Source organism: Lysobacter tyrosinilyticus (assembly GCF_054779815.1).
The window spans coordinates 271530-296129 of sequence record NZ_BAAGXN010000001.1; the positions used below are offsets into that span (position 1 = coordinate 271530).

At 68.2% G+C, this 24600-nt stretch carries 20 protein-coding genes; 10 read left to right on the top strand and 10 right to left on the bottom strand.

Translation table 11 applies throughout. The annotated features are described in order from the left end of the window. Positions 1 to 4 precede the first annotated feature (4 nt). From ACYVGK_RS01210 to fdhD, 3 genes are read left to right on the top strand one after another with little or no spacing between them, the layout of a single operon-like run. Positions 5 to 2446 carry an FdhF/YdeP family oxidoreductase gene (locus ACYVGK_RS01210; protein WP_460731405.1) on the top strand — a complete coding sequence of 814 codons (2442 nt, stop codon included), beginning with the start codon at positions 5 to 7 and terminating at the stop codon, positions 2444 to 2446. After that, a complete protein-coding gene (locus tag ACYVGK_RS01215) occupies positions 2443 to 2679 on the top strand; it encodes a helix-turn-helix domain-containing protein (RefSeq protein WP_460731406.1) in 237 nt (78 codons plus the stop codon). Before ACYVGK_RS01210 ends, ACYVGK_RS01215 begins: the two co-directional genes overlap by 4 nt. Next, entirely contained in the window at positions 2676 to 3488 is an 813-nt protein-coding gene (gene fdhD / locus ACYVGK_RS01220; protein ID WP_460731407.1) for a formate dehydrogenase accessory sulfurtransferase FdhD, read from the top strand. The genes ACYVGK_RS01215 and fdhD overlap by 4 nt, the downstream gene beginning before the upstream one ends. Positions 3489 to 3510: 22 nt before the next feature. Here the strand turns inward: fdhD and ACYVGK_RS01225 are convergent, their stop codons facing one another. From ACYVGK_RS01225 to ACYVGK_RS01235, 3 genes are read right to left on the bottom strand one after another with little or no spacing between them, the layout of a single operon-like run. Then, on the bottom strand, positions 3511 to 3999 hold the full coding sequence (locus ACYVGK_RS01225) for a L,D-transpeptidase family protein (protein WP_460731408.1): 489 nt from the start codon (positions 3997 to 3999) through the stop codon (positions 3511 to 3513). Between the two features lie 52 nt (positions 4000 to 4051). Further along, positions 4052 to 4555, bottom strand: coding sequence for a GFA family protein (locus ACYVGK_RS01230; protein WP_460731409.1), 504 nt, complete (start codon positions 4553 to 4555; stop codon positions 4052 to 4054). Then, positions 4552 to 4902 carry a GFA family protein gene (locus ACYVGK_RS01235; protein ID WP_460731410.1) on the bottom strand — a complete coding sequence of 117 codons (351 nt, stop codon included), beginning with the start codon at positions 4900 to 4902 and terminating at the stop codon, positions 4552 to 4554. Before ACYVGK_RS01235 ends, ACYVGK_RS01230 begins: the two co-directional genes overlap by 4 nt. Before the next feature lie 89 nt (positions 4903 to 4991). On the opposite strand from ACYVGK_RS01235, the gene ACYVGK_RS01240 reads away from it, so the two are divergent. Then, positions 4992 to 6344, top strand: a complete 1353-nt coding sequence (locus ACYVGK_RS01240) for a DNA recombination protein RmuC (protein ID WP_460731411.1) — start codon at positions 4992 to 4994, stop codon at positions 6342 to 6344. Positions 6345 to 6396: 52 nt separating this feature from the next. Here the strand turns inward: ACYVGK_RS01240 and ACYVGK_RS01245 are convergent, their stop codons facing one another. From ACYVGK_RS01245 to ACYVGK_RS01270, 6 genes are all read right to left on the bottom strand, one after another. Then, complete coding sequence (locus ACYVGK_RS01245) at positions 6397 to 7497, bottom strand: MlaA family lipoprotein (protein WP_460731412.1); 1101 nt, start codon at positions 7495 to 7497, stop codon at positions 6397 to 6399. Between the two features lie 65 nt (positions 7498 to 7562). Then, positions 7563 to 7841 carry an STAS domain-containing protein gene (locus tag ACYVGK_RS01250; RefSeq protein WP_460731413.1) on the bottom strand — a complete coding sequence of 93 codons (279 nt, stop codon included), beginning with the start codon at positions 7839 to 7841 and terminating at the stop codon, positions 7563 to 7565. Between the two features lie 59 nt (positions 7842 to 7900). Next, complete coding sequence (locus ACYVGK_RS01255) at positions 7901 to 8560, bottom strand: MlaC/ttg2D family ABC transporter substrate-binding protein (protein WP_460731414.1); 660 nt, start codon at positions 8558 to 8560, stop codon at positions 7901 to 7903. Then, entirely contained in the window at positions 8560 to 9078 is a 519-nt protein-coding gene (mlaD, locus tag ACYVGK_RS01260; protein WP_460731415.1) for an outer membrane lipid asymmetry maintenance protein MlaD, read from the bottom strand. The genes ACYVGK_RS01255 and mlaD overlap by 1 nt, the downstream gene beginning before the upstream one ends. A gap of 33 nt (positions 9079 to 9111) precedes the next feature. Further along, the gene (locus tag ACYVGK_RS01265) at positions 9112 to 9861 is read right to left on the bottom strand and encodes an MlaE family lipid ABC transporter permease subunit (protein WP_460731416.1); all 750 of its coding nucleotides are present in this window, start codon (positions 9859 to 9861) and stop codon (positions 9112 to 9114) included. After that, complete coding sequence (locus tag ACYVGK_RS01270) at positions 9861 to 10658, bottom strand: ABC transporter ATP-binding protein (RefSeq protein ID WP_460731417.1); 798 nt, start codon at positions 10656 to 10658, stop codon at positions 9861 to 9863. Before ACYVGK_RS01270 ends, ACYVGK_RS01265 begins: the two co-directional genes overlap by 1 nt. A gap of 454 nt (positions 10659 to 11112) precedes the next feature. Here ACYVGK_RS01270 and recC point away from each other — a divergent pair, with 454 nt between their 5' ends. The 6 genes from recC (at position 11113) to ACYVGK_RS01300 (ending at position 22770) form a co-directional block, all read left to right on the top strand. Next, a complete protein-coding gene (gene recC, locus ACYVGK_RS01275) occupies positions 11113 to 14433 on the top strand; it encodes an exodeoxyribonuclease V subunit gamma (protein WP_460731418.1) in 3321 nt (1106 codons plus the stop codon). Continuing rightward, positions 14430 to 18077, top strand: a complete 3648-nt coding sequence (gene recB / locus ACYVGK_RS01280) for an exodeoxyribonuclease V subunit beta (protein ID WP_460731419.1) — start codon at positions 14430 to 14432, stop codon at positions 18075 to 18077. The genes recC and recB overlap by 4 nt, the downstream gene beginning before the upstream one ends. Continuing rightward, positions 18074 to 19894 carry an exodeoxyribonuclease V subunit alpha gene (gene recD / locus ACYVGK_RS01285; RefSeq protein WP_460731420.1) on the top strand — a complete coding sequence of 607 codons (1821 nt, stop codon included), beginning with the start codon at positions 18074 to 18076 and terminating at the stop codon, positions 19892 to 19894. Before recB ends, recD begins: the two co-directional genes overlap by 4 nt. Before the next feature lie 78 nt (positions 19895 to 19972). Further along, entirely contained in the window at positions 19973 to 20560 is a 588-nt protein-coding gene (folE, locus tag ACYVGK_RS01290; protein WP_460731421.1) for a GTP cyclohydrolase I FolE, read from the top strand. Between the two features lie 101 nt (positions 20561 to 20661). Further along, positions 20662 to 21210, top strand: coding sequence for a nuclear transport factor 2 family protein (locus tag ACYVGK_RS01295; protein WP_460731422.1), 549 nt, complete (start codon positions 20662 to 20664; stop codon positions 21208 to 21210). Positions 21211 to 21354: 144 nt separating this feature from the next. Then, positions 21355 to 22770 (top strand): M64 family metallopeptidase, encoded by a 1416-nt coding sequence (locus ACYVGK_RS01300; protein ID WP_460731423.1) that lies wholly within the window; start codon positions 21355 to 21357, stop codon positions 22768 to 22770. A gap of 288 nt (positions 22771 to 23058) precedes the next feature. On the opposite strand, the gene ACYVGK_RS01305 is transcribed toward ACYVGK_RS01300, so the two are convergent. Then, positions 23059 to 24594, bottom strand: coding sequence for an FAD-dependent oxidoreductase (locus ACYVGK_RS01305; RefSeq protein WP_460732413.1), 1536 nt, complete (start codon positions 24592 to 24594; stop codon positions 23059 to 23061). Between the last annotated feature and the right edge of the window lie 6 nt (positions 24595 to 24600).

The following is a 24600-nucleotide window of genomic DNA, read 5'->3' on the forward strand; positions in this document are numbered from 1 at the left end:
GCCCATGTCCACGCGCAAACCCATCGACGTCTATCTCAAACCCGCCGGCGGCTGGGATGCGCTGAAGAGTTCCTGGCATGCGTTGCGCGAACAGCAGGTGGTGATGAAGGGTGCGAGCACGCTGCTGCGCACCAACCAGCCCACCGGCTTCGATTGCCCCGGCTGTGCCTGGCCCGATCGCAACGCGCACTCGACCTTCGAGTTCTGCGAGAACGGAGTGAAGGCGGTCGCCAACGAAGCGACCAGTAAGCGCGTGACCCGCGAGTTCTTCGCCGCGCACACGGTGACCGAGCTGGCCGCGCACGACGACCACTTCCTCGAGGCGCAGGGCCGGCTCACCGAGCCGATGCTCTACGACGTCGGCAGCGACCGTTACCTGCCGATCGGCTGGGACGCCGCGTTCGCCCGTATCGCCGCGACACTCAATGCGCTGGCAACGCCTGACGAAGCGATCTTCTACACCTCCGGGCGCGCCTCGAACGAAGCGGCGTTCCTGTACCAGTTGTTCGTACGCGAGTTCGGCACCAACAACCTGCCCGACTGTTCGAACATGTGCCACGAGCCCTCGGGCGTCGCGCTGACCGAGCAGTTCGGTAGCGGCAAGGGCTCGGTGCTGCTCGACGACTTCGAGCTGGCGCAAGCGATCTTTATTTTCGGCCAGAACCCCGGCACCAACCATCCGCGCATGCTCGGCGAGCTGCGCGAAGCGGCCAAACGCGGGTGCCGCATTGTCGCCTTCAATCCGCTGCGCGAACGCGGGCTGGAGCGTTTCGCCGATCCGAAGTCGCCGATCGACATGCGTCCGGGCGGCCCCGGTGTCCGCATCGCCTCGGATTACTACCAGCCACGTATCGGCGGCGATCTCGCGGTGGCGATGGCGATGGCGAAGGTGGTGGTCGAACGCGACGCCGTCGACCTCGACTTCGTCGCGAACCACACCCGCGGCTACGAGCTGTTCGCCGCGAGCCTGCGCGCGCTGGAATGGTCGGAGCTGGAGCGCGAATCCGGCCTCACCCGCGCCCAGCTCGAACAGGCCGCGCAGATCTACATCGACAGCGACGCGACGATCCTGTGCTGGGGCATGGGCATCACCCAGCACCATCGCAGCGTCGCCACCATCCAGATGCTCGGCAACCTGCTGCTGTTGCGCGGCAACGTCGGCAAGCCCGGTGCGGGACCGTGCCCGGTGCGTGGGCATTCCAACGTGCAGGGTGACCGCACGATGGGCATCTACGAGAAGCCGTCGGAACACTTCCTCAACCGGCTCGGCGCGGAGTTCGACTTCGCGCCGCCGCGCGAACACGGCTTCGACACACTCGATGCGATCACCGCGATGCACGAGGGGCGCGGCAAGGTGTTCTTCGCACTCGGCGGCAACTTCGCCGCGGCCACGCCCGATACCACGCTGACTCAGGCCGCGCTGCGCAATTGCGAACTAACGGTGCACGTCAGTACCAAGCTCAACCGTTCGCACCTGGTGCACGGTCGCGACGCGCTGATCCTGCCGTGCCTGGGCCGCACCGAAATCGACCTGCAGGTCGCCGGGCCGCAGGCGGTGACGGTCGAGGATTCGATGAGCATGGTGCACCTGTCGGCGGGCATGAATCCGCCGGCCTCGGAGCTGCTGCTGTCGGAACCGGCGATCATCGCGCGCCTGGCCGCGGCGACGCTGCCGCGCAGCATCACGCCCTGGTTGGCGTTGGTCGAGGACTACGACCGCATCCGCGAACGCATCGCCCGCGTGATCGACGGCTTCGAGGACTTCAACGCGCGCGTGCGGACCGCGGGCGGCTTCCATCTGCATCATCCGAATCGCGAACGCGCGTTCCCGACCGCGGATGGCAAGGCCTGGCTGGTGACGCATCCGCTCAAGCCCTTCTCCCCCCGGGAGAAGGATTGGGATGAGGGTGCGGCGGAGTGGGGGAGTTCAAATCACGGACAAGTCCCAACAGTCGATACCTTGGCTTGCGGCTCGGAGGCGGCGACCGACGAACAGCTTCGTTCTCCGCACCCTCATCCGGCCGTTGGCCACCTTCTCCCGGAGGGAGAAGGGAAAGTGCAAGAACTACTGACGCTCATGACCGTGCGTTCGCACGACCAGTACAACACCACCATCTATGGCCTCGACGACCGCTACCGCGGCGTGCACGGCCTGCGTCGGGTGTGCTTCATCTCCGCGCGGGACCTGCAACGTCACGGCTTCCGCGACGGCGATGAAGTCGATATCACCTCGGTCTGGCGCGAGCCCGACGGCACGTTCACCGAGCGCAGCGTGCTCGGCTTCCGCCTGGTTGAATACGACATTCCCGCGGGTTGTCTCGCCGCGTACTTTCCGGAAACCAATCCGCTGGTGCCGCTGGCCAGCCACGCCGAACGCGCACGCACGCCTGCGTCGAAGGCGATCCCGGTAAAGCTGCGCCGCGCGGCGGCGCAGGCAGGATTGTGAGCGAAGACATGGCGCTCGCGTTGCTGCGCTTGCTGGCGGAGGAAGATGGCCAGTCACTGCATCGTGTCGCCAAGCGGCTCGGCCTGGGCCTGAGCGAGTTGCAGCGCCTGCTCACCGCGCTCGGCCCCGATCCGCGTTACGACGGCCTGGATCTGGTCGAACCGCGCGCGGAGGGCGAGCGCACTCGGCTGTGGCTCACCGCCAAGGGCAGGCAGTTGTGCGCGAACCCATGAGCGCGATGTCCCTCAACGCGCTCGCGCAGGTGCGCGCGCTGCGCGTGCAGGCCGACGCACATGCGGAGCGCGACGAGACCGTCGTGGTCGAAGCCCCGATCGCGCTGCTCTATAACGGCGAGCCGTTCACGGTGATGATGGCGACACCCGGGGATCTCGAAGACTTCGCGCTGGGTTTCGCGCTGAGCGAAGGCATTGTCGCCGCGCCGTCGGAATTCCGTCTGGTCGACGTCGTGCGCAGCGACGTCGGCATCGCGCTGCACGCCGCGATTCCGCAGGCGCGCCACGATGCACTCGCGCAGCGCCGACGCAGCCTGGAAGGCCGTAGCGGCTGTGGTCTGTGCGGCGTGGAAGCCCTGCAGGACGCGCTGCGTCCGGTGCCATCAGTCCAGTGCGCGGCCACCGTCTCGCACGCGCGCATCGCGGCGACGCTGGCAATGCTGGCCGAACACCAGCCGCTCAACGCGCGCAGCGGCGGTGTGCATGCGGCCGCGTTCGCGCATTCCGCCGGCCTGCTGGTGCGAGAAGACGTCGGCCGCCACAACGCGCTCGACAAGCTGATCGGCGCGATGGTGCATGCGGACATCGCAGTAGACGACGGCTTCCTCGTGGTTACGTCTCGCGCCTCCTACGAAATCGTGCACAAGGCCGCGACCGCGGGCATCGGCATCGTGATCGCGATCTCGGCGCCGACTGATCTGGCGATCCGAACCGCCGAAGCCGCCGGACTCACCCTGGCGGCGTTCGCGCGCGGCGATACGCTCAATCTCTACACGCAGCCGCAGCGGATTGCATTGTTCGAACGATAACAACGCGAACTGACTTCAAGTGCTAGGGACCGATCTCGATTGGCGTTGGTATGCGCACCAGATTCCAGACCTCGGTCATGTCGGCGTTGGATAGCGCAATGCAGCCGTCGGTCCAGTCGTACTGCAAGGTATCGCCGTTCCAGCCACGCCCGTTCGGCTGGCCGTGAATCATGATCGCGCTTCCCGGATTGACGCCAAGTCTGCGCGCGCGCTCCAGATCCTGTGCATTTGGATAGGACACATGAATCGAACGGTAGTAGCTGCTGTTGGCGTTCCTGAGGTTGAGAACGTATCGCCCCTCAGGAGTGCGCTTGTCGCCCTCGCGCGTCTTTGCACCGACAGGGGCGCGACCCAGGACGACCTTGTAAAGACGAATGACCTTGCCAGCGGACACGAGCGCAAGCGTGCGGTCCGACTTGTCGACACGCACAAGATCCACGCGAGGCGCCTTAGTGGCGGCGCTGGTTCCTGTGATCAGCAGCGCGAGCACCAAGAAGAACAGCCTGAACATTCCTTTGCTCCGAGTATGCATTGGTCAATGCAGCTGGGGTTCGAATGAGTGCTCAGGCCTCGCCGGCTGGCCGGGCCGCGGTCTTGGCCGCGCCCCAGCGCTGCAACGATTTCGCCGGCCATTCCACCCGCGGGTCGTAGAACTCGGCGAAGGCGCGCGCACCGGCAGGCAGCGTGAGCCAGGACTGTTTCGATGCGGTGTAGATGTGCACATCGGGCGGCGCGAGCTCGGGATGATCGAGCGTGCCGACGCGCACGAACGCAATCTCCTCGCCGCCGCCGGGGTAGTGGCTCCACAGCGCGACGCGGCATTGCGGGCAGCGGACGATGCGCTGGCCCTTGCCGCTTTCCGATGGCACCGGCACGACTTCGACCTCGCCCAGCAGCAGCGTCACCTGCGCGCGCTCGACCACCGCGTTCAGCGCGAACGCGGTGCCGCTCTCGCGCTGGCACCAGCGGCAGTGGCAGGCATGCACGACCATCGGTGCGACTTCCATGCGGTAGCGCACCGCGCGGCAGGTGCAGCCGCCTTCGCAGGGAAATCCGGCGCTGCTCATTTGGAGCGGCCGTCGTAGTGATGCACCGGCACCGCATCGAGATCGATGTCAGTCAGGCAGCGGATATTGATCGCGGCGATCGCATTGCCCTTGGGGTCGGTGCCCTCGCCGAAGGGATGGATGCCGCAGGTCGGACAGAAGCGGTGACGGATCACGTGGCGGTTGAAGGTGTAGGTCGCCAGCGCGTCCTCGCCAGCGGTCACCCGCAGTTGCGCGCGTGGTACGAACCACAACAGCGAACCCTTGCGCTGGCACATGGAGCAGTTACAGGCCAGGCCGCTGTCGACCTCACCCTCGACCTCGAACGTCACCTTGCCGCAATGGCAGCTGCCCTGGTGGGTCGGCATTCCTTTTCTCCGCGGGTTTTGAGGGGCCGAGCATACGCTTCGCATGCGGCGATCTCATGTGCTGCGACGCGGCCCGCTACACTGGCGGCATGTCCGAATCCCTGCTTCTCGTCCTGCTTCTGACGGCCGTGCTGGTCGCCATCGTCCTGCTCGTACTGCTGTTGCTGCGGCGCCCCGACTCATCCCTGCAACAGGCCCTGCGCGAGGAGCAGCGCGACGGCCGCGGCGAGCTGCGCGAGCAACTCGATAGCTTCGCCACGCAGCAGGAGCTGCGTATCAACGGCTTCGCCAATCGCCTGAACGAGGCCGCGAGCCGCACCGACCAGCACCTCGAAGACCTGCGCGAGGCGCTAACCGAAGACGCGCGCAAGGCGCGCCAGGAAACCGCGCTGGCGCTGAAGGATTTCGCCGCCGCGCTGGACAACCGCGTGGCCGAGCTCACCCGCAACAACGAGCAGCGCATCGGCGAGATGCGCACCACGCTGGAACAGAAGCTGCGCGAGCTGCAGACCGACAACGCGAGCAAGCTGGAACAGATGCGCGCCACCGTCGACGAGAAGCTGCACGCGACCCTGGAGACGCGCCTGACCGAAAGCTTCGGCAACGTCGCGACGATGCTGGCCCAGGTGCACCAGGGTCTGGGCGACATGAACAAGCTTGCCGCCGACGTCGGTGGCCTGCAGCGTGTGCTCGGCAACGTGAAGTCGCGCGGCGTGTTCGGCGAAGTGCAGCTAGCGGGTTTGCTGGAACAGGTGTTCGCGCCGGACCAGTACGCCGCCAACGTCGCGACGATTCCGGGCAGCAACGAGCGCGTGGAGTTCGCGGTGCGTTTCCCCGGTTCCAGCGGCGAGGCGCCGGTGTGGCTGCCGATCGACGCCAAGTTCCCGCGCGAGGACTACGAGCGCCTGCTCGATGCGCAGGAGCGCGGCGATGTGCCCGCCGCGCACGCGGCGGGTGACGCGCTGGAACGTCGGGTGCGCTTGGAAGCCGCACGCATCCGCGACAAATACGTGGCCGCGCCGCACACCACCGAATTCGCGATCCTGTTCCTGCCCACCGAGGGCCTGTACGCCGAAGCGCTACGCCGCCCGGGTCTGGTCGAGGCACTGCAGCGCGACCAGCGCATCGCGGTGGCGGGGCCGACCACACTGCTTGCGCTGATGACCAGCTTCCAGATGGGCTTCCGCACGCTCGCGATCCAGGAGCGTTCCAGCGAGGTGTGGCGCACCCTGGGCGCGGTGAAAACCGAATTCGGCAAGTTCGGCGCCGTGCTCGACGGCGTGCAGAAGAAGCTGCAGGAAGCCAGCAACAAGATCGAGGAGACCGGCCGCCGTACCCGCGTACTCACGCGCAAGCTGCGTGAGGTCGAAGCGCTGCCGCTGGAAGACAGCCAGCGCCTGCTCGGCGCGGAGTCCGACGCCGCCGACGAGGAAATGTCGTAAACAAAAAAGCCCGGGTGCTGACCCGGGCTTTTTCGTAACGATCTGGTCGCGCTCAGGCGCTGCCGCCGCCGCCCGGCACCACCACCGGCATTGCGTCGACCGGTACGGTCGACTTGTCGTCTTCCTCGCGCAAGTAGTCGGGCAATTCGCGGCCATCCTCGTTGGGACGATCGCCGAAGATCTGGTAATCGCGGCGCTGCGACCAGGCGTCGCGCACCAGGGTGTAGTCGTCTTCGGCGCCTTCGCGCAGCGAGTCGGTGGACAGCAACTGAGAGCGCATGTCGACCAGCTGCAGGCCCTGCAGCGGGATGCGCACCTTGTCGGCTTCGACGCGACGCAGCGGACTCAGCGGCGCATCGCCGGCCATGCCGAACACGTCGCGCACGGTGCGCGGACCGAACAGCGGCAGCTCGAAATAACGCGAACGCTTCCAGCCCCACACGCCCAGGGTCTGGCCGAAGTCCTCGCTCTTCTTGGGCAGGTTGGCGCGCGAGGCCGGGTCGAAGATGCCGGCGATGCCGAAGGTGGAGTTGAGCAAGAAGCGGCCGAACGACTGCCCCGCCTGCTTCGGCTTGCCCTGCAGCAGGCTGTTGACCATGGTCAGCGGCTGGCTGAGGTTGTTGAAGAAGTTGCCCACGCCCAGGCGCACCGGGCGTGGCACCACTTTCACGTAGCCGCGGGCGAGCGGCTTGGCGATCCGGCGATCCACCGCATTGTTGAAGCGGTGCATCTTGCGGTTGTACTTCTCCCACGGATCGTAGGTGCCCGGCATCACCGCGGCGGCCGGCAGATTCGGATCGGCGTATTCCTGCGAGCCGTAGATGGCATTGAAGTCATCTTCGGCCGGGGTCGCACCGGCCGGTGCGGCTTGCGGCGACGGGGCACCTGCATCCGTCACCGGCGCGGCTTCGGGCGGGACCGGAGCCGGCGGAACATCGGGGATCGGGGCATGGCCTTGATCGCCGTAGACGTCGTTGGCGTCCTCCAGGTGCGGTTCGATCGCGTCAGCCGTGCTCGCCGGAACAACCGGCTCGCTGGCTGCGGACGTGCTCGCCTGGGCTTGCGCCGGCTCGCTCGTCGGCGTCGTCTGCGCAAACGCAGCGGCGGGGACCAGCAACGTGGCCAGGGCAAAGTGGAGTCCGTTCGAGCGCATCGGCAGTGCAGTCCAGGGGGGAGGGCGGCAACGGCCAACGCTACCGCAAACGGGGCGGCGCAGGCTCAGGCCGCGAAAGAAAGATTGTCCTGCAGACGATACGCGGTGCGCAGCTCGTCGAGGCCGACCGGCTGGCCGAGCACGCTCACGCCACCGGCCTGCGCGCCCAGCTCGGCGAGCAGGGCGAGTCCGGCACTGTCCACGCTGGAAACCGCAGTCAGGTCGAAGCGACGCACGCCAGCCACCGTCTTGGATGCCTGCGGCCACAACGCCACCACCGCGGCGCGGTCGAGCACGCCGGTGAAGGCGAGGGTGTCGTCGTTACGGGTGCAGGTCGCGGTCATTCGAAGTGGCCAGGTCTGGCGCTGCGGGCGGCTGTGGAGGAAGCCGCCCGCGCACGGGATCAGTTCTTGTTTGCGTCGGCCTGCAGCTTGCCGGCCTTGATGTCGGCGGCGACCTGCGGGATCGACTTGCGGCTCAGCGGACCGTCGAACTGGGTACGGAAGGTCTGCACGAAGCTCACGCCTTCCACCATCACGTCGAACACCTTCCAGCCGGTACCGGTGTTGCGCATCAGGTAGTCGACCGGCACCGGATCGCCGCCCTGGCGCAGGAACTCGCTGGCCACGCGCACGCCGCGGCCGTTGGGCAGGGCGGTTTCCGACTTCACGCGCACTTTGAGCTTGGTGTTGAAGTCGAGCAGCGAGGAGCCGTAGCGGGTCATCAGGCCATCGGCCAGCGCGTCGGCGAACAGCTTCACGTCGGCGTCGGAGGCGCCGCGGCCATGCGTACCCAGCACCAGGCGGGCGGCGTAGTCGCGGTCGAACATCGCGTCGAACTCGGTGGCGATGAACTGGCGGAGCGCGCCGCGGTTCTTGGTGAATTCGGCGCGGCGCGATTCCAGCGTCGTGAGGATGCGCGTGCTGTTGTCGAGCACCATCTTGCTCGGCGTGCCGGCCTTGGTCGCGACGGAGGCCTGGGCAGCGCCCTGGGCGAAGGCGGCCGGCGTCGCGGCGACGAACGCAGCGGCGAGGGCGAGGGAAAGCAGAGTCTTGTTATTCATCATTTGCTTGGCTCTTCCGTGGGGGCGGGAGATGGGGTGTCGCTGGCGGTATCGCCGGACGGCTTGCCGCCGCCGGAGAACATGTACTTGCCGACCAGCTGGATCAGGTCGACTGCAGGCTGCGTCATGAAGATCTCGTCGCCCGGTTTCAAGGGCTCGGGATCGCCGCCCGGCGTCAGGCCGATGTAGCTCTCGCCCAACAGGCCATTGGTGAAGATGCCCGCGGAGGTATCGCCGGGCAGGTCCTTGTACTTGCTGTTGATCGCCAGGGTCACGACGGAGTCGTATTTAACCGGGTCGACCTGAATATCGGCCACCTTGCCCACCGCGACACCAGCGATCTTCACTGGCGCATTCGGGCGCAGCGCGCCAATGGCGCTGAACCGCGCCTTCAGCGTGTAGCTGTCGTTGCCGAAGCCCCAGTTGCGGTTGGTCGAGGCCAGCGCCAGCACCAGCAGCGAGCCCAGGGCCAGCAGCAGGAAGGCTCCGACGGCGAATTCGATTCTTGGACCACGCATAAATCACCTATTCCGGCACGCGCCGGACCGAAATCATTGGAACAGCAGGGCGGACATCACGAAGTTGAACATCAGCACCAGCAGCGACGCATTCACCACTGCTTGAGTGGTCGCCACCGAGGTGCCCTCGATGGTCGGTTCGGCATGGAAGCCCACGTGCGCGGCGACCAGCGCAGCGACTGCGCCGAACACGCCCGACTTCACGAATGCCATCAGGAAGTCGTCGTGGAAGTCGACGCTGTCCTTGAGCACCTGCCAGAAGAAGCCCTGGTCGATGCCGATCACGTGCACCGCTTCGAAGTAGCCGGCGCTGATCGCCAGGCTGCAGAAGAACGCGGTCAGCAGCGGCATCGAAATGACGGCGGCCCAGAAGCGCGGCGCTACCGCCTTGCCGATCGGATCGATCGCCATCAGGCCGAGCGCTGTGATCTGGTCGGTCGCGCGCATCAGGCCGAGTTCGGCGGCGATCGAGGAACCCGCACGGCCGATGAACAACAGCGCGGTGAGCACCGGACCGAGTTCGCGGTACATGCCCAGGCCGAGCATGGCGCTGACCTGGTTGGCGGCGCCGTAGGTGTCCAGCGCGCGGTAGCCGAGCAGGGTCACCGACAGGCCGACGAAGGCGCCGCCGACCGTCACGATCGGCAGGGTGCGCGCGCCGATCTTGTAGATCTCGCGCACCAGTTCGCGGAAGAAGTCGGCAGTCGGCTTCGACGCGCGCAGCACTGACAGGGTGAACAGCCCGGCGCGGCCGATGGCGCGGGTAGCGGCAACGAACGGCATTACGCGGCCTCCGGGGTGGAGCTGTTGAAGGCGGCGCTTTCGAACGGAATCGGGCCGTCCGGCTCGCCATTGAGGAACTGGCGGATCAGCGGATCGCTGCTCGCTTCGAGTTCGGACGGCGTGCCCGAGAAGACGATGCCGCCGTTGGCGATCACCACCGCGTGGTCGGCGATCGGCAGGGTCTCGTGCACGTGGTGGGTGACGATGATGCTGGTCAGGCCGAGCGAATCGTTGAGGCGCTTGACCAGGTCCATCACCACGCCCGAGGCGATCGGATCCAGGCCGGTCAGCGGTTCGTCGTAGATCATCAGCGGCGGATCCAACGCCAGTGCGCGGGCCAGCGCGACGCGACGGGCCATGCCGCCGGACAACTCGCGCGGATATGCATCCGCCGCGGCCCGCAGGCCGACCGCGTGCAGCTTCATCAGCACCAGGCGGCGGATCACCGGCGCCGGCAGCTTGGTGTGCATGCGCAGCGGCAGCGCGACGTTCTCGGCGGCGGTCAGGTCGGTGAGCAGGCCGTTGCCCTGCAGCAGCACGCCGATGCCCTTGCGCAATTCCAGCAGCGCGCGCTGCGAACGCGGCACCGGCTGGCCCAGCACTTCGACCGTGCCGGAGGTGGGCGGCAGTTCGCCGGTCAGCGCCGAGAGCAGGGTCGACTTGCCGCTGCCCGAAGGGCCCAGCACCGCGACGATGCTGCCGCGCGGGACGCTGAGGTTGATGTCGCGCAGCACGGTGCGCCCGCCTCGGTCGAGACGGAGCTTGTCGATGCGGACGATGGGCGAGGTGTCGGTCATGCCAATTAAGTGTTTGCGCGCGCGAGCAAAACGCGCGCAAGGATGGGGGTGCGCGGCTGAACAGGAGATGGCAGGCGCGCATTGTCGCAGAGGTGGGTGCTGGGCTGCGCGTTGCGTTGTGCTGTCCCTCTCCCCGCACCAGAGCTTGTCCCTCTCCCCGCAAAGCGGGGAGAGGGTGCCCGAAGGGCGGGTGAGGGGCGGCGAGCACAGCGAGCTGCATTTGCTGTTGCTTGAAGAAGGCCAAGTCAAAAGATCAAGAGCAACTCGCTGCGCTCGCTCCCCCTCATCACCCCTTCGGGGAGCTTCTCCCCGCAGGCGGGGAGAAGCGGGCTTCCTGATGCGGAGAGAGACTCGCGTCCGTTGAGAGAGGTCGTGTGCGGGATGGTGTCGGGACAGGGCCAGGGCACACTTGTGTCTCGCCGCTTGCGACCCCTATCCGGCAAGATGCCCGGCAATGCCCGCCGTGCCCGACTTCCGCCTCTACCACTCCAATGCACTGGACGTGCTCGCGGAACTCCTGGCCAGGGAGCTGCGCGAACCCGTGCCCGGGCGCCCGCTGCTTACGCCGGACGTAGTGCTGATCCCGCAGGTGGCGATGCGGCGCTGGCTGCAGGCGACGCTGGCGCAGCGACACGGCATTGCCGCGCATCTCCAGTTCCTGACCCCGGGCGAATTCGTGCGCCATGCGCTCGACGCCAACGTACCCGGCGCCAGCGAGGATCTCGATGCCGCTGCGCTGCAATGGCGCCTGTACGCCCAACTGTCCGACCCGAGCGCACTCACCGGTCGCGCGCTGACGCCGCTGCGCGAGTACCTGAGCGGCGACGACGCGCTGAAGCCATGGGCGCTCGCGGGCGAGCTCGCCGGGATCTTCGAGAAGTACCAGGCCTGGCGCCGCGACTGGCTGCTGGCCTGGGAATCTGGACGCGATCCCTACGATGCCCAGGCCGAGCTGTGGCGCCGCGTCGCCGGCCAACAACGCCACCGCGCGCGCCGCATCGACGACTACCTGGCGCGCTTCGAAGCGTCCGAGGCGCCGCTGCCGAGCGCGCTGCCGCCACGCCTGTTCGCCTTCGCCACGCTCAACATCTCGCCCGACGTGCTGCGCGTGATCGCCACCCAGGCCCGTGTCGGCGCGCTGCACTTTTATGTGCCCACGCCGTCGCGACGTTACTGGGGCGACTTACCGACCTACGCCCAGCGCCTGCGCGAAGATCCGGAAGTCAACGAAGACGAGAATCCACTGCTCGCCGCCTGGGGCGCGGCCGGGCGCGATTTCATGGCCGTACTCGGCGGGCACGAAGTCGTGCATCCCTCGCACGAATTCGAACGCTACGCCGATCCGGAAGCACTGCCAGGCGATGCCCCCGCGCAGGATTCGCTGCTCGGCCGCCTGCAGCGCGACCTGCTGCACCGGCGCGCGCCGCGGCCGTGGCGCAAGACCCTCGATCGCGACGATCCCAGCCTGCAGGCGCACGCCTGCCACACCCGTCTGCGCGAAGTGCAGGTGCTGCACGATCGCCTGCGCGCGCTGCTCGACAACGAACTGGCCGACGGCCGCCGCTTCGATCCGCCGCTGCAGGCGCGCGAGATCGCGGTGTTGTCGCCCGACATCGATCTGTATCGCCCGCATATCGAAGCGGTGTTCGGCGCGCTCGCCGGCACTCGCGATTACATCCCGTACGCGCTCGCCGATTTGAGCCCGCTCGCCGGTGAGCCGCTGGCGGAAGTGTTTCTGCGCCTGCTCGCGTTGCCGACCTCGCGCTTCGGCGTCAGCGAAGTGCTCGATCTGCTCGCGACGCCGGCGGTGGCCGAAGCCGCGGGCCTGGACGCGGCCGGGCTCGAGCGTCTGCGGGACTGGCTGCATGAAGCCGGCGCGCGCTGGGGCCTGGACCCCGACCACCGCACCCGCCACGACGCACCGGCGGACGCGGCCTACACCTGGCGTTTCGCGCTCGATCGCCTGCTGCTCGGTCATGCCAGCGGCGACGACGAGGACCTCGCCGGCGTCGCGCCGTGGACCGAGCTCGAAGGCAGCGCGCTCGATGCACTCAACGCCTTGATCCGCGTGCTGCGCGTGTTCGCCCGGCACGAACGCCTGCTCGGTCGCGCGATGCCGCCGGCGCAATGGCGCGAAACCCTGTGCGCGCTGCTCGACGCGCTGTTGCCGGAACGTCCGCGCGTTGCCGCCGACCAACGCGCGATCGAACGCCTGCGCCAGCAGATCGACACCTTCGCCACCAGCGCGCTCACCGCGGGCGTGGCGGAGCCGGTGCCGCCCGAAGTAGTGCGCGCCTGGTTCCAGCAGGCGCTGGCCGAATCCGACACCCGCGCGCCGCTGCTTACCGGCGGGGTCAGCTTCGCGCGCATGGTGCCGATGCGGCTGCTGCCGTTCCGGGTGATCTGCGTGCTCGGCATGAACGACGGCGACTACCCGCGCCGCGATCCGGCCGGCGGCCTCAACAAGCTGACCCAGGAACTCACCACGCCGGCGCGCCGTTACGGCGACCGCTCATTGCGCGAAGACGATCGCTTCCTGTTCCTGCAGTTGTTCGCCGCGGCCAGCGACGTGTTCTACGTCAGCTGGCTCGGCGCCGATCCGCGCGATGGCAGTGCGCGCGAGCCGTCGGTGCTGGTGTCGGAACTGCTCGATGCCGCGGCCGCCTACCACGTTGATGCCGATGCGCGCCGCGCGCTGGTCCTGCACCATCCGCTGCAGCCGTTCGCGCCGCGTGCGTTTGGCGACAGCGAGGAGCCGCGCCATTACAGCTACCAGGCGGCGTGGCATCCGGCCGCCGATGCATTGCGCGGACCGCGCAGCGAACCGCGGCCGTGGTTCAGCGAGGTACTGGCTGACGTCGACGCCGAAACCGAACTGCCGCTGGTTGCGTTGCGCCGCTTCCTCACCGATCCCGCCGAGGGTTTCCTGCGTACGCGTATGGGCCTGCGCCTGCCCGACGACATCGCCGTGCATTCCGATCTGGATCCGCTGACCGCACCGGCGGGCGGACTGGAACGCTGGCGTCTGCAGCAGGTGGTGTTCGATGCCTGCGTCGACGCAGATACAAACGATCTTGCCCGGCGCTTGCGTGCGCGTGCACTGCTGCCGTCGGGCGCGCTGGGCGAACGCCAGCTCGCGCGGCTGCGCGCGGACGTCGAGCCGTATGCGGCTGCATTACGCCGCTGGCGAGAGGGCGAAGCGCAGACCCGTGCGTTCGAAATCGACCTCGATGGCGTGCGCCTGTACGGCCATCTCGACCGGTTGTACCCGCACGGCGCATTGCGCCTGCGCCTGGACACGCTGCACGGACCGGCGCAGATCGCGCATGGCCTGGATTGGCTGGTGCTGTCGGCGTTGGGCGATACGCGCCCGCTGGCCCAGCTGGCGCAGTGGGAAGGCGGGCCCGAAGTGCGTCTGCGTCCGCCAATTTCTTCTGAACAAGCGCGCGACGCCTTGCGCGCCTTGCTGGCGCTGCGCCGCGAAGGCCTGCGCGAACCGCTGCCGCTGCAGGCCCGCTCCGCGTGGCTGTGGTACGCCGCGCCACGCGATAACGACGCCGACCAGACGGCCGCCTGGAAGGCGGCGCGCGAGCAATGGTTCGGCAACGACCGTAAATGGGGCGAAGTCGATTCCGCGACGGTGCAGCTCGCATTGCGCGGGCGCGACCCGTTCCTCGACGAGCTCGATGGCGCACGCTTCCGCGAATTGGCAACACGCCTGTTCGATGCGGTAGCGCCGCGTGCGAATGCGATGGACGCCGGAGCGCCAGCATGAACGCACCGCGACTCGCACCGGACGCTCCGCCGCGGGATTTCCTCGACCTGCCGCTCGACGGCGTGCGCCTGATCGAAGCCAGCGCCGGCACCGGCAAGACCTTCACCCTGGCCACGCTGGTCACGCGCCTGGTGATCGAGCGCCAGCTGCGCGTCGGCCAGATCCTCGCGGTCACCTACACCGAGGCGGCGACGCAGGAACTGCGCGAACGCCTGCGTGTGCGCCTGGAACTCGCCGCGCGCCTCGCCAACGAAGTCGCGCTGATGCCGACTTCGCTCGCCGACGACGGCGATGCGGCGATCACGCGCGTGCTGATCGAACGCCAGGCCAAAAAAGAGAACCCGGTGGCCCTGGCGCGCCGCCTGCGCCAGGCCGCGCGCGAGATGGACCTGGCCGCGGTGTTCACCATCCACGGCTTCTGCGCCCGCGCGCTGGCCGAACACGCGGTCGAAGCCGGCCAGCCGCTGCTCGCGCCGGACTTGATCGGCAGCGAGCGCGAACTGATCGACGCGGTCGCCACCGACCTGTGGCGCGTGCTCGGTGCGGATGCGGCGGAAGCCGAGCTGCTGCAGGCGCAATGGCGCACGCCCGACGACTTCGCCAAGGATCTGGGCCCGTTGTTGCGCGCGCCGCGTATCGAGCCGCCTGCACCGGATCCGGGTGTGCCCGATCCGTTGCCCGCATTGCGTGTCGCTGCCGATGTATTGCGCGGCGCCTTCCTGGCCCATGGCGACGACGCTTGCGCCGCGCTGTCGGCAGCGATCGACGGCAAGGTGCTCAACGGCACCAGTTACAAGAAGGAGTTGCCGTCCGAGTTGCAGCGTTCGCTGGCGCACTGGTGCGCAATGGACGACGCGACCGCCGTGATCCACGAGCGCATCGACCGGCTCACCCCGCAGATGCTCGCGGACAAGACCAACAAGCCGAAGAAGCCCGGCGCGCCGTTGCCGACCCCGACCTCGCCGCTGTTTGAAGCCGTCGCCGACTATCTCGAGGTCGCCGAGCGTCGCGCCGAATGGCTGGGCGCGCAGCGCATTGCGCTGGTGCATCGCGTGCGTGAACTCGGCGCGCAGCGGCTGGCCGCATTGAAGCGCCTGCGTCGCGAACAGACCTTCGATGACCTGATCGCGGATCTCGCCCAGGCGCTGGATGGCCTGCACGGCGCGCGTCTGGTCGAACGCCTGCGTGCGCAGTACGCGTTCGCGCTGGTCGACGAATTCCAGGACACCGATTCACGCCAGTGGGCAATCTTCCAACGCGTGTTCGGCGATATGCTGGCGCAGGAAGCGGTGCTCGCGCCGAACCTGTTCCTGATTGGCGATCCCAAGCAGGCGATCTACCGTTTCCGCGGCGGCGATGTGCACACCTATCTGGCCGCGGCCGAGCGCGCGCAGCGGGCCCCGGCGCTCGATCGCAACTTCCGCTCGCGGCCTGCGCTGCTGGGGGCGATTGCCGCGTTGTACGACCGGGCCGGCGATACCGCCTTCGTCGATGCGCGCATCCGCTTCCGCGAGGTGCACGCGGGCGATGCCGTGCGCGATGCGGATTTCCGCCGCGATGGGTATGACGCCGCGGCGTTGACCCTGGCCGTGCTGCCGCCACCGCACGATGGCCGCAAGCGACCGCAATGGAGCGTCGGCGAGGCCCGCACGCTTGCGGCGCACGCCTGCGTGACCGCGGTGCACGCGCTGCTGGCGGATGCGCGCACGGGCCGCGCGCTGCTGCGCGAGAAGGACCGCGAGCGCGCCCCCGAACCCGGCGATATCGCCGTGCTGGTGCGCAACCACGCCGAAGCCACGCTGATGCGCGAGGCGCTGGTGCGCAGTGGTATCCCCGCGGTCGCCGCCGGTCGCAGCAGTCTGTTCGCGACCGAACAGGCGCGCGATGTGCTCGCGCTGCTCGAGGCGTTGCTGCATCCGGACGACGACGCACGCTTGCGCGGCGCGCTGGCGACGATGCTGGTCGGGCTTGATGCCGCCACACTGGCCAGCTTCGACAGCACGGCGGCGCTGCACCGCGATTGGCAGCTGCGCGCACTGGCCTGGCGCGATCGCTGGCGCCGGCACGGACCATTGGCGCTGCTCAACGCGGTGTGTGCGGAACAGGCGCCGCGCCTGCTCGCGCTTAGCGACGGGGAGCGGCGCCTGACCAATGCCCTGCAGCTGGCCGAAGCGCTGCAGGAAGCCGACACCCATGCGGTCGGCGAGCATGGTCTGGTCGACTGGTTGCGTCTGCAGATCGCCGAGGCCGACGACAGCGATGAAACCCAGCAGCTGCGTCTGGAGTCCGATGCGCGCTGCGTGCAGATCCTGACCCTGCACAAGAGCAAGGGCCTGGAATTTCCGTTCGTGTTCCTGCCGTTCGCGGCGATCGGTCGCGACAGCCGCAACGGCAACCTGTGCGAATACCACGACGGCACGCAACGCGTGCTGCAGCTGCGCAGTGAGGCGACGCCGGTCGCCAAGGCGGCATGGGAACACGCGAAGGGCGAACAAGAGAAAGAAGAACGTGGTGAAGACGCGCGCCTGCTCTACGTCGGCCTGACCCGTGCGCGGCATGCCCTATGGCTGGCGACGGGCCCGTTCGCGCAGGCCGAACTCAGTCCATTGGCGCGGATGCTCGATGATCCCCACGCGCTCGCGGCGCAGCTGGGCGAAGCCATCGAGGTGCAACAGATCGCGCTCCCGTTGACCCTGCCCGATGCACTCGCCGCGGAACAACGTGCAGCGGTGCCACCCGCCCGCAACGCACGCCGCAGCGTGCCGCGCGACTGGTGGGTCTACAGCTTCACCCAGCTCGCCAACGAAGCCGCCGGCGCGGTCGAAGCCGCGCCGCGCGCGGTCACCGAGGAAGGCGGCGCGCAGGACGAACCCACGCCCGCGCTATTCGAGGGCGATGCGCGTTTCGCCGGCAGCCGCTTCGGCAACGTGCTGCACGGCGCGCTAGAGCGCGTGGACTTCGCCGCGTGGGCGCAGTGGCCGCACATGTCACCTTCGACCGAGCAACAGGCACACCTGCGCGCGGCCTTGCAGGCCGGCGGCTACGGCGATGCCGACATCGACGACGGCGTCGCCGTGCTGGAGCCGCTGATCGGCCATACGCTCACCGTGGCGTTGCCGGAAGGCGCGCGGTTGTGCGCGGTACCGCCTGATGAGCGCGCGGTCGAAATGGAATTCCACTTCGCCCTGCGCCCCACTGCGGTCGCAGATCTGCTCGCGCTGCTGCACGCGCACGGGCTGCTGCAACAGCGCCACGCCTTCGGCACGCGCCAGCGCCTGGAAGGCCTGATGACCGGCAAGATCGACCTGGTCTATGCGCATGCCGGGCGTTTCCATGTGCTGGACTACAAATCCAACCGCCTCGCCGGCTACCAGCCCGAGGCGCTGGCCGCGGCGATGGACGACAGCGAATACACCCTGCAGGCGCTGCTGTACGCGCTGGCGCTGCACCGTTGGCTGCGCTTCCGCCTCGGCGAAAGCTACGCCTACGACACCCACTTCGGCGGCATCCGCTATCTGTTCTGCCGCGGTCTCGACGCCAGCGACCCGGCCGCGCCGGGCGTGCACGCGTGGTTGCCGCCGCGCGCGCTGATCGAGGCGCTGGATGCGCTGTTCGGATACGACGCGGCGGGGGAGGTGGCATGAGCCTGCTCGACACCCTGCTACGTCAGGGCGCGCTGCGCCCGATCGATCATGCGCTGGCGCAGAGCCTGCGTCGGCTCGGCGCCGAGGATGGCGACACCGATGAGCGTGTACTCGTTGCCGCGGCATTGGCTTCGTCCGCCGTCGCGCAAGGCCACGCCGGACTCGATCTGGCGCGGCCGCAGCTGGTCTGCGCCGCCGAGGCACCGTGGCCGGATGCGGGCGAATGGGAAGCGGCATTGCGCGGCTCGCGCTGGGTCGCGCAACCGGATGCCGACGCCACGAGCGCACAGGCACCGCTCGCACTCGAGCGCGGCATGCTCTATCTGCGCCGCTATCGTGAATTCGAACGCCGCCTCGCCGCGGGCCTGCGTCGCATCGCGAACGCGCCGCCTGCCACCGGCGACCTCGCCGCACTCGTGCCGCTGTTCGCCGCACTGTTCCCGCATGCCAAAGAAGGCGATCGCCAGGCACGCGCCGCCGCGCTGGCCTTGCTGCGTTCGCTACTGCTGGTGACCGGCGGCCCCGGCACCGGCAAGACCACCACGATCACCCGCGTGCTGCTGTTGCTGCTCGCGCAGGCGCGCCTGGCCGGACTCGCACCGCCGCGCATCGCCCTGGCCGCCCCCACCGGCCGCGCCGCTGAACGCATGGCCGAAAGCCTGCGCGCGGCGACCGCGCAGCTGCGTGCATTGCCGGACATCGATCCCGCGCTGCTCGACGCCATGCCCGACACGGCCAGCACGCTGCATCGCCTGCTCGGCACGCTGCCCGACAGCCCGCGCTTCCGTCACGACGCCGACCATCCGCTGCCGTTCGAGGTGCTGGTGATCGATGAAGCCTCGATGGTCGACCTGCCGCTGATGTGCCGGCTGGTCGAAGCGGTACCGGACGGCGCGCGCCTGATCCTGCTCGGCGACCGCGACCAGCTGCCCTCGGTCGAAGCCGGCGACGTGCTCGCCGCGATCACCGATGCCGCCGGCGAAGGTGAATCGCTGCCGCCGGTTCTCGCCGCGGCACTACGACCGCTGCTGGGCGACGTGCCTGCGCTGGCGGACGAAGCGGGCGCGCTGTCCGGTCATCGCGTGCAACTGCAGCGAGGCTATCGCCAGGCCGCCGCGCTCGACCTGGCTCCCCTGGCCGAAGCCCTGCGCCGCGGCGATGGCGACGCCACGCTGCAGCAGCTGCACGCTGGCCTCGCCGGCGTGCACTTCCATGCCGACCTGAGCGATCCGCTCGCCGGCGCCACCCGCGAAGCGCTGCTCGCGCCGTGGCGCGCGCTGCAGCAGCTCGACGATCCGCTCGAGGCCCTGCAGCACGCCGCGCGCCTGCGCCTGCTCACCGCGCTGCGCGAGGGGCCACAAGGCGCGCACGTACTCAACCAGCGCATCGAGGAAGCGCTGGCGGGCATGCAGCGTGATCCGTACTTCCACGGCCGCCTGCTGCTGATCACCGAGAACAGCTACCGCCACGGTCTGTTCAACGGCGACATCGGCGTGTGCCAGCTCGATCCCGCGGGCGTGCCGGTGGCCTGGTTCGCCGGCGGCAGCGAAGGCGTGCGCGGCTTCCACCCGGCCTCGCTGCCCGCGCACAGCGGCGCGTTCGCCATGACCGTGCACAAGGCGCAAGGCTCCGAATTCGACACGGTATGGCTGCTGCTGCCGCGCCACGACGCGCGCTCGCTGTCGCGCGAGCTGGTCTACACCGCGCTGACCCGGGCCCGCCGCGAGTTGCACGTGTGCGCCGGCGAAGCGGTGCTGCGGGCCGCGGTGGCACGTCATGCGGCCCGCATCTCCGGGCTGGCCTGGCGCCTGCGCTAACGGCTTTTGCACACGTCCCATTTCAGCCCGCAACCGCGGCTGGAGTACGATGCCCGTCCCCTGCAACGAGGCCGAACGATGGCCAACGACAAACCCACGCGCGAGCAAGCCGAAGCCGCCGTGCGCACCCTGCTGAGCTGGGCCGGCGACGACCCGCGCCGCGAAGGCCTGATCGACACGCCCAAGCGCGTCGTCACCGCGTTCGGCGACTGGTTCAGCGGCTACGGCGAAGATCCGACCGAGTACCTGCAGCGCACCTTCGAGGAAGTCGAGGGCTACGACGAGATGATCGTGCTGCGCGACATCGAGTTCGAAAGTCACTGCGAACACCACATGGCCCCGATCATCGGCAAGGCGCATGTCGGCTACCTGCCCGACGGCAAGGTCGTGGGCATCAGCAAGCTGGCGCGCGTGGTCGAGACCTATGCGCGTCGCCTGCAGGTGCAGGAGAAGCTGACCGCCCAGATCGCCCAGGTGATCCAGGACGTGCTGCAGCCGCGCGGCGTCGGTGTGGTCATCGAAGGCGCGCACGAATGCATGACCACCCGCGGCGTGCACAAGCGCGGGGTCAGCATGATCACCTCGAAGATGCTGGGCAGCTTCCGTGAGGACGCACGCACCCGCGCCGAGTTCCTGCAGTTCATCGACGTCGGCCCGGGACGCTGATCCCGGGTCTGCGCGGCCGGTCACGGTCGCGCCTGCACGTACCATTTGCCTGAGGCCGCGCAAAGCCGTACACAGGCGGTAACCAGTCTGGAGAAGGCGACATGGCCGTTGTCTCGAAACATCGCAAGCCGGTCGCGGCTCACCTGGCCGGCTCGCGTGCTCTGCGCGGGCTGGGCGTGCTGGCGGCCCTGCTGCTGCTCAGCGCCTGCGCGCAATTCGCCACGCTGACGAACAAGGGCGGCAGCGAACCGGATGTTCGCAAGCAGCGCCAACAGTTCAATGAAGCCATCGCCATGCGCAAGATGGCCGACCTGGGCCCTCTGGTCAGCGACGACACCCAGCTGATCGAGCCGTCGCGGATCACGACCGGCAAGAAGAACCTCGTGCGTGCCTATGAAGGCCTGGTGCAGAAGCGTCCCGACCTGCTGCTGATCTTCACCACCGAAACCGTGGAGCGGAATCCACGCTGGGCGTTTGCCGCCGAGCGTGGCCGCTGGTTCCAGTCCTGGCAGGAACAAGGCGAGTCCATCGAAGTACACGGCAGCTATTACGCGCTGTGGAAGTTCAAGGACGGCCGCTGGCGGATCCAGTCACAGATCATGACGCCGGTGGTCTGCAAGGGCACGCGCTATTGCAAAGCCCAGGAGTAGGGCTTCGTCGTTCGATGGAGCGCGGCGGCTAACCGCATCCGCCACCTGCGTCATCCCCGCTTCTTCGTTGTCGCGACCGCGGTTGGCTTCGCGCTGCGGGCCGCGCGCTGACTCCAAGTCCGGCTTCCTTAAGGAAATGACGCAATGAAGCTTAATCCGTCGTGGTCGTTCGCCCTGGCCCTCATGCTGGCGTTCCCGGCATGCGCCGGCGAGGCGCCCGCAACGCTGCGCGTCGATGTAGTGCACACCGGCAACGCGCTCACCGAGCAGTACGCGCTCGACCGCGTCGTGATCGAGCCACTGCCCTGGGCCGGCAATCCGGCGCGCCCGCTCGACCACACCAATCGCGGGCTCAACCGCTTCGAGGTGGTCGACCCCAAGACCAACAGGGTGCTGTATTCGCGCGGCTACAGCACCATCTTCGGCGAATGGCGCACGACCGAAGAGGCGCAGAAGCACAGTCGCGGCTTCCAGGAATCGCTGCGTTTTCCCAAGCCCGAACAACCGGTGCGGGTGCGCGTGCTGGAACGCGACGACCGCAACGAGTTTTCGGTGGTGTGGAGCGTCGACATCGATCCGGCGGCGATGGAAGTGCTGCGCGAGCAGCGACCCGCGCCGGCCAAGCCGATCGCGATCCGCCATAACGGCCCCTCGGCGGAGAAGGTCGATCTGCTGATCCTCGGCGATGGCTACACCCAGGGCGAGTTGCGCAAGTTCGAAGCCGATGCGCGCCGGCTCGCCGATCATCTGTTCAGCGTGTCGCCGTTCCGCGAACGCGAGCACGACTTCAACGTGTGGGCGTTGGCCGTGCCGACGCGCGAATCGGGGGTATCGCGGCCGTCGACCAATACCTTCCACCAATCCGCGCTCGGCACCCGCTACGACATCTTCGGCAGCGAGCGTTACGTGCTGACGCTCGACAACCGCGCGCTGCGCGAGGTGGCGCAGTACGCGCCGAACGAATTCATCGAGATCCTGGTCAACAACGAGACCTACGGCGGCGGCGGGATCTTCGGCCAGTTCAGCACCGCCGCAGCGGGCAATGACTGGGCGAACTATCTGTTCGTGCACGAATTCGGCCACCACTTCGCCGCGCTCGCCGACGAGTACTACACCTCACCGGTGGCCTACACCTCGGGCGAGGAGCGGCCCGAGCCGTGGGAACCCAACGTCACTGCGCTGCTGGATCCGGCGCAGCTGAAGTGGAAACGCCATGTCGCGCCGACCACGCCACTGCCGACCCCGTGGCCCAAGGCCGAATTCGAGGCCTACCAGCGCGAGTACCAGGCCAAGCGCGTCGCGCTGCGCAAGGCGAACCGGCCGGAGTCGGAGATGAGCGCGTTGTTCGCGGCCGAGCGCAAGTTCACCGATGCGTTGATCGCGCGCCAGCCCAACCATGAGCTGATCGGTGCGTACGAAGGTGCGAACTATCAGGCCAGCGGATATTACCGCTCGGAGATGCAGTGCACGATGTTCAGCCGTACCGAGCGGTTCTGCCAGGTGTGTCAGGACGCGATTGGGGACATCATCGACTTGTATTCGCGGCCACCGACGGAATGAGGTCGCGCTAGCGCCTTACCCCTCACCCCGCTTGCGGGGAGAGGGACCGCTTCGCGCAGCGAAACAGGTAATGGGCCGTGCAAGCACCGCGAAAAGCGCCTCTCATCCGGCGCTTCGCGCCACCTTATCCCCGCTGGCGGGGAGAAGGGCAAGAACTTAGCGGGCTGTGCTCAACGCCTAAACGATCGCCGCCGCCTCTGCGCTTTGTAGAGCGGAGCTTGCTCCGCTGCCTTTCGGTCAGGACAGAATCAAAGGCAGCGGAGCAAGCTCCGCTCTACAAGGCAGGAATCACGCCACGCTTAGAGTCTTCACGATCGCCGCCGCCGCTTCGCGTCCCTCATACGCCGCGGTCACCACCAGATCCGCCCCGCGCACCGCATCGCCACCGGCAAAGATCTTCGGATGCGTGGTCTGGAACGGCAGCAACGCGTCCGGTGTCGCGGCGTTGCAACCACCACCGCAACGCGACCGTTCCTTGCCCACGCGAATCCGCCCATCGCGCTCCAGCTCGATGCCGTGTATCGCCAGCCACTGCGGTGCATCCGGTTGGAAGCCGAACGCGATGATCACCACGTCCGCCGCCAGCACCGATTCGCTCCCCGGCACCACCACCGCATTGCGGCGCCCTCGGGCATCGGGCTCGCCGAGCACGGTATCGGCCACACGCACACCGGTGACGGCTTCGGTCCCCAGCAGACCCAGCGGCTGCCGGTTGAACAGGAACTGCACGCCTTCCTCGCGCGCATTCGCCACTTCGCGCGCGGAGCCCGGCATGTTCGCTTCGTCGCGCCGATACACGCAGCTCACGCTGGCCGCGCCCAGTCGGATCGCACTGCGCACGCAGTCCATGCCGGTGTCGCCGCCGCCGAGCACGACCACGCGCTTGCCCTTCAGATCGGGCAGGGCGATGTGATCCTCCCAGCCGGCGATCGGCCTGCTCACCGGATGCTGGTCCTCAGCCGATGCCTTGGCATCGGCGGCGGCATGCACGATGCGTCCGTTCTGCACCAGGAACGGCAGCGCCGGCAGCACGTTTGCCAGATCCTGTCCTGGTAAGCCGCCGTCGGTATAGCGGTAGCTGCCGAGACCAAGGAACACCGCGTCGAATTCTTCGAGCAACGCATCGAGCGTGACGTCGCGCCCGACTTCCACGCCGAGCCGGAATTGCACGCCCATCCCGTCGAGGATCTCGCGCCGCGTCCGCATCACCGTCTTGTCGAGCTTGAAACTGGGGATGCCGAAATGCAGCAACCCGCCGATCGCCTCGTAGCGATCGAACACGGTCGCCTGCACGCCCGCGCGCGCCAGCCGGTCCGCGCAGGCCAAACCTGCGGGCCCCGCGCCGATCACCGCGACGCGCTTGCCGGTGGCGACGACGTTGCCAAGATCCGGCCGCCAGCCTTCCGCAAACGCGGCATCGATGATGTATTTCTCGACCGCGCCGATGGTGACCGCACCGAAGCCGTCGTTGAGCGTGCAGCTGCCTTCGCACAAGCGATCCTGCGGACACACGCGGCCGCAGATCTCGGGCAGCGGATTGGTCTCGTGGCACAACGCCGCGGCTTCGGCGATGCGGCCCTGACGCGCGAGTTCCAGCCACTGCGGGATGTAGTTGTGCAGCGGGCACTTCCACGCGCAGTACGGGTTGCCGCAATCCAGGCAACGCCCAGCCTGGTGCTTCGCCTCGGCGTGGTCGAAACGACCGTACAACTCGCCCCAGTCGCCGTCCTGGCGCAGCGCCAGCGGAATACGTTCGGGCATCTGCCGCGGCTGGTCGCGGAAGCCGAATACGGGCTTGGCGGCGGTGGGCTTCTTCGTTTCCATCTTGCT

Coding starts and splice junctions, on each gene's coding strand:
- ACYVGK_RS01210 (WP_460731405.1), top strand. CDS start 5: ATGTCCACGCGCAAACCCATCGACGTCTATCTCAAACCCGCCGGCGGC.
- fdhD (WP_460731407.1), top strand. CDS start 2,676: ATGAGCGCGATGTCCCTCAACGCGCTCGCGCAGGTGCGCGCGCTGCGC.
- ACYVGK_RS01225 (WP_460731408.1), bottom strand. CDS start 3,999: ATGTTCAGGCTGTTCTTCTTGGTGCTCGCGCTGCTGATCACAGGAACC.
- ACYVGK_RS01230 (WP_460731409.1), bottom strand. CDS start 4,555: ATGAGCAGCGCCGGATTTCCCTGCGAAGGCGGCTGCACCTGCCGCGCG.
- ACYVGK_RS01235 (WP_460731410.1), bottom strand. CDS start 4,902: ATGCCGACCCACCAGGGCAGCTGCCATTGCGGCAAGGTGACGTTCGAG.
- ACYVGK_RS01240 (WP_460731411.1), top strand. CDS start 4,992: ATGTCCGAATCCCTGCTTCTCGTCCTGCTTCTGACGGCCGTGCTGGTC.
- ACYVGK_RS01245 (WP_460731412.1), bottom strand. CDS start 7,497: ATGCGCTCGAACGGACTCCACTTTGCCCTGGCCACGTTGCTGGTCCCC.
- ACYVGK_RS01250 (WP_460731413.1), bottom strand. CDS start 7,841: ATGACCGCGACCTGCACCCGTAACGACGACACCCTCGCCTTCACCGGC.
- ACYVGK_RS01255 (WP_460731414.1), bottom strand. CDS start 8,560: ATGAATAACAAGACTCTGCTTTCCCTCGCCCTCGCCGCTGCGTTCGTC.
- mlaD (WP_460731415.1), bottom strand. CDS start 9,078: ATGCGTGGTCCAAGAATCGAATTCGCCGTCGGAGCCTTCCTGCTGCTG.
- ACYVGK_RS01265 (WP_460731416.1), bottom strand. CDS start 9,861: ATGCCGTTCGTTGCCGCTACCCGCGCCATCGGCCGCGCCGGGCTGTTC.
- ACYVGK_RS01270 (WP_460731417.1), bottom strand. CDS start 10,658: ATGACCGACACCTCGCCCATCGTCCGCATCGACAAGCTCCGTCTCGAC.
- recC (WP_460731418.1), top strand. CDS start 11,113: ATGCCCGCCGTGCCCGACTTCCGCCTCTACCACTCCAATGCACTGGAC.
- recB (WP_460731419.1), top strand. CDS start 14,430: ATGAACGCACCGCGACTCGCACCGGACGCTCCGCCGCGGGATTTCCTC.
- recD (WP_460731420.1), top strand. CDS start 18,074: ATGAGCCTGCTCGACACCCTGCTACGTCAGGGCGCGCTGCGCCCGATC.
- folE (WP_460731421.1), top strand. CDS start 19,973: ATGGCCAACGACAAACCCACGCGCGAGCAAGCCGAAGCCGCCGTGCGC.
- ACYVGK_RS01295 (WP_460731422.1), top strand. CDS start 20,662: ATGGCCGTTGTCTCGAAACATCGCAAGCCGGTCGCGGCTCACCTGGCC.
- ACYVGK_RS01300 (WP_460731423.1), top strand. CDS start 21,355: ATGAAGCTTAATCCGTCGTGGTCGTTCGCCCTGGCCCTCATGCTGGCG.
- ACYVGK_RS01305 (WP_460732413.1), bottom strand. CDS start 24,594: ATGGAAACGAAGAAGCCCACCGCCGCCAAGCCCGTATTCGGCTTCCGC.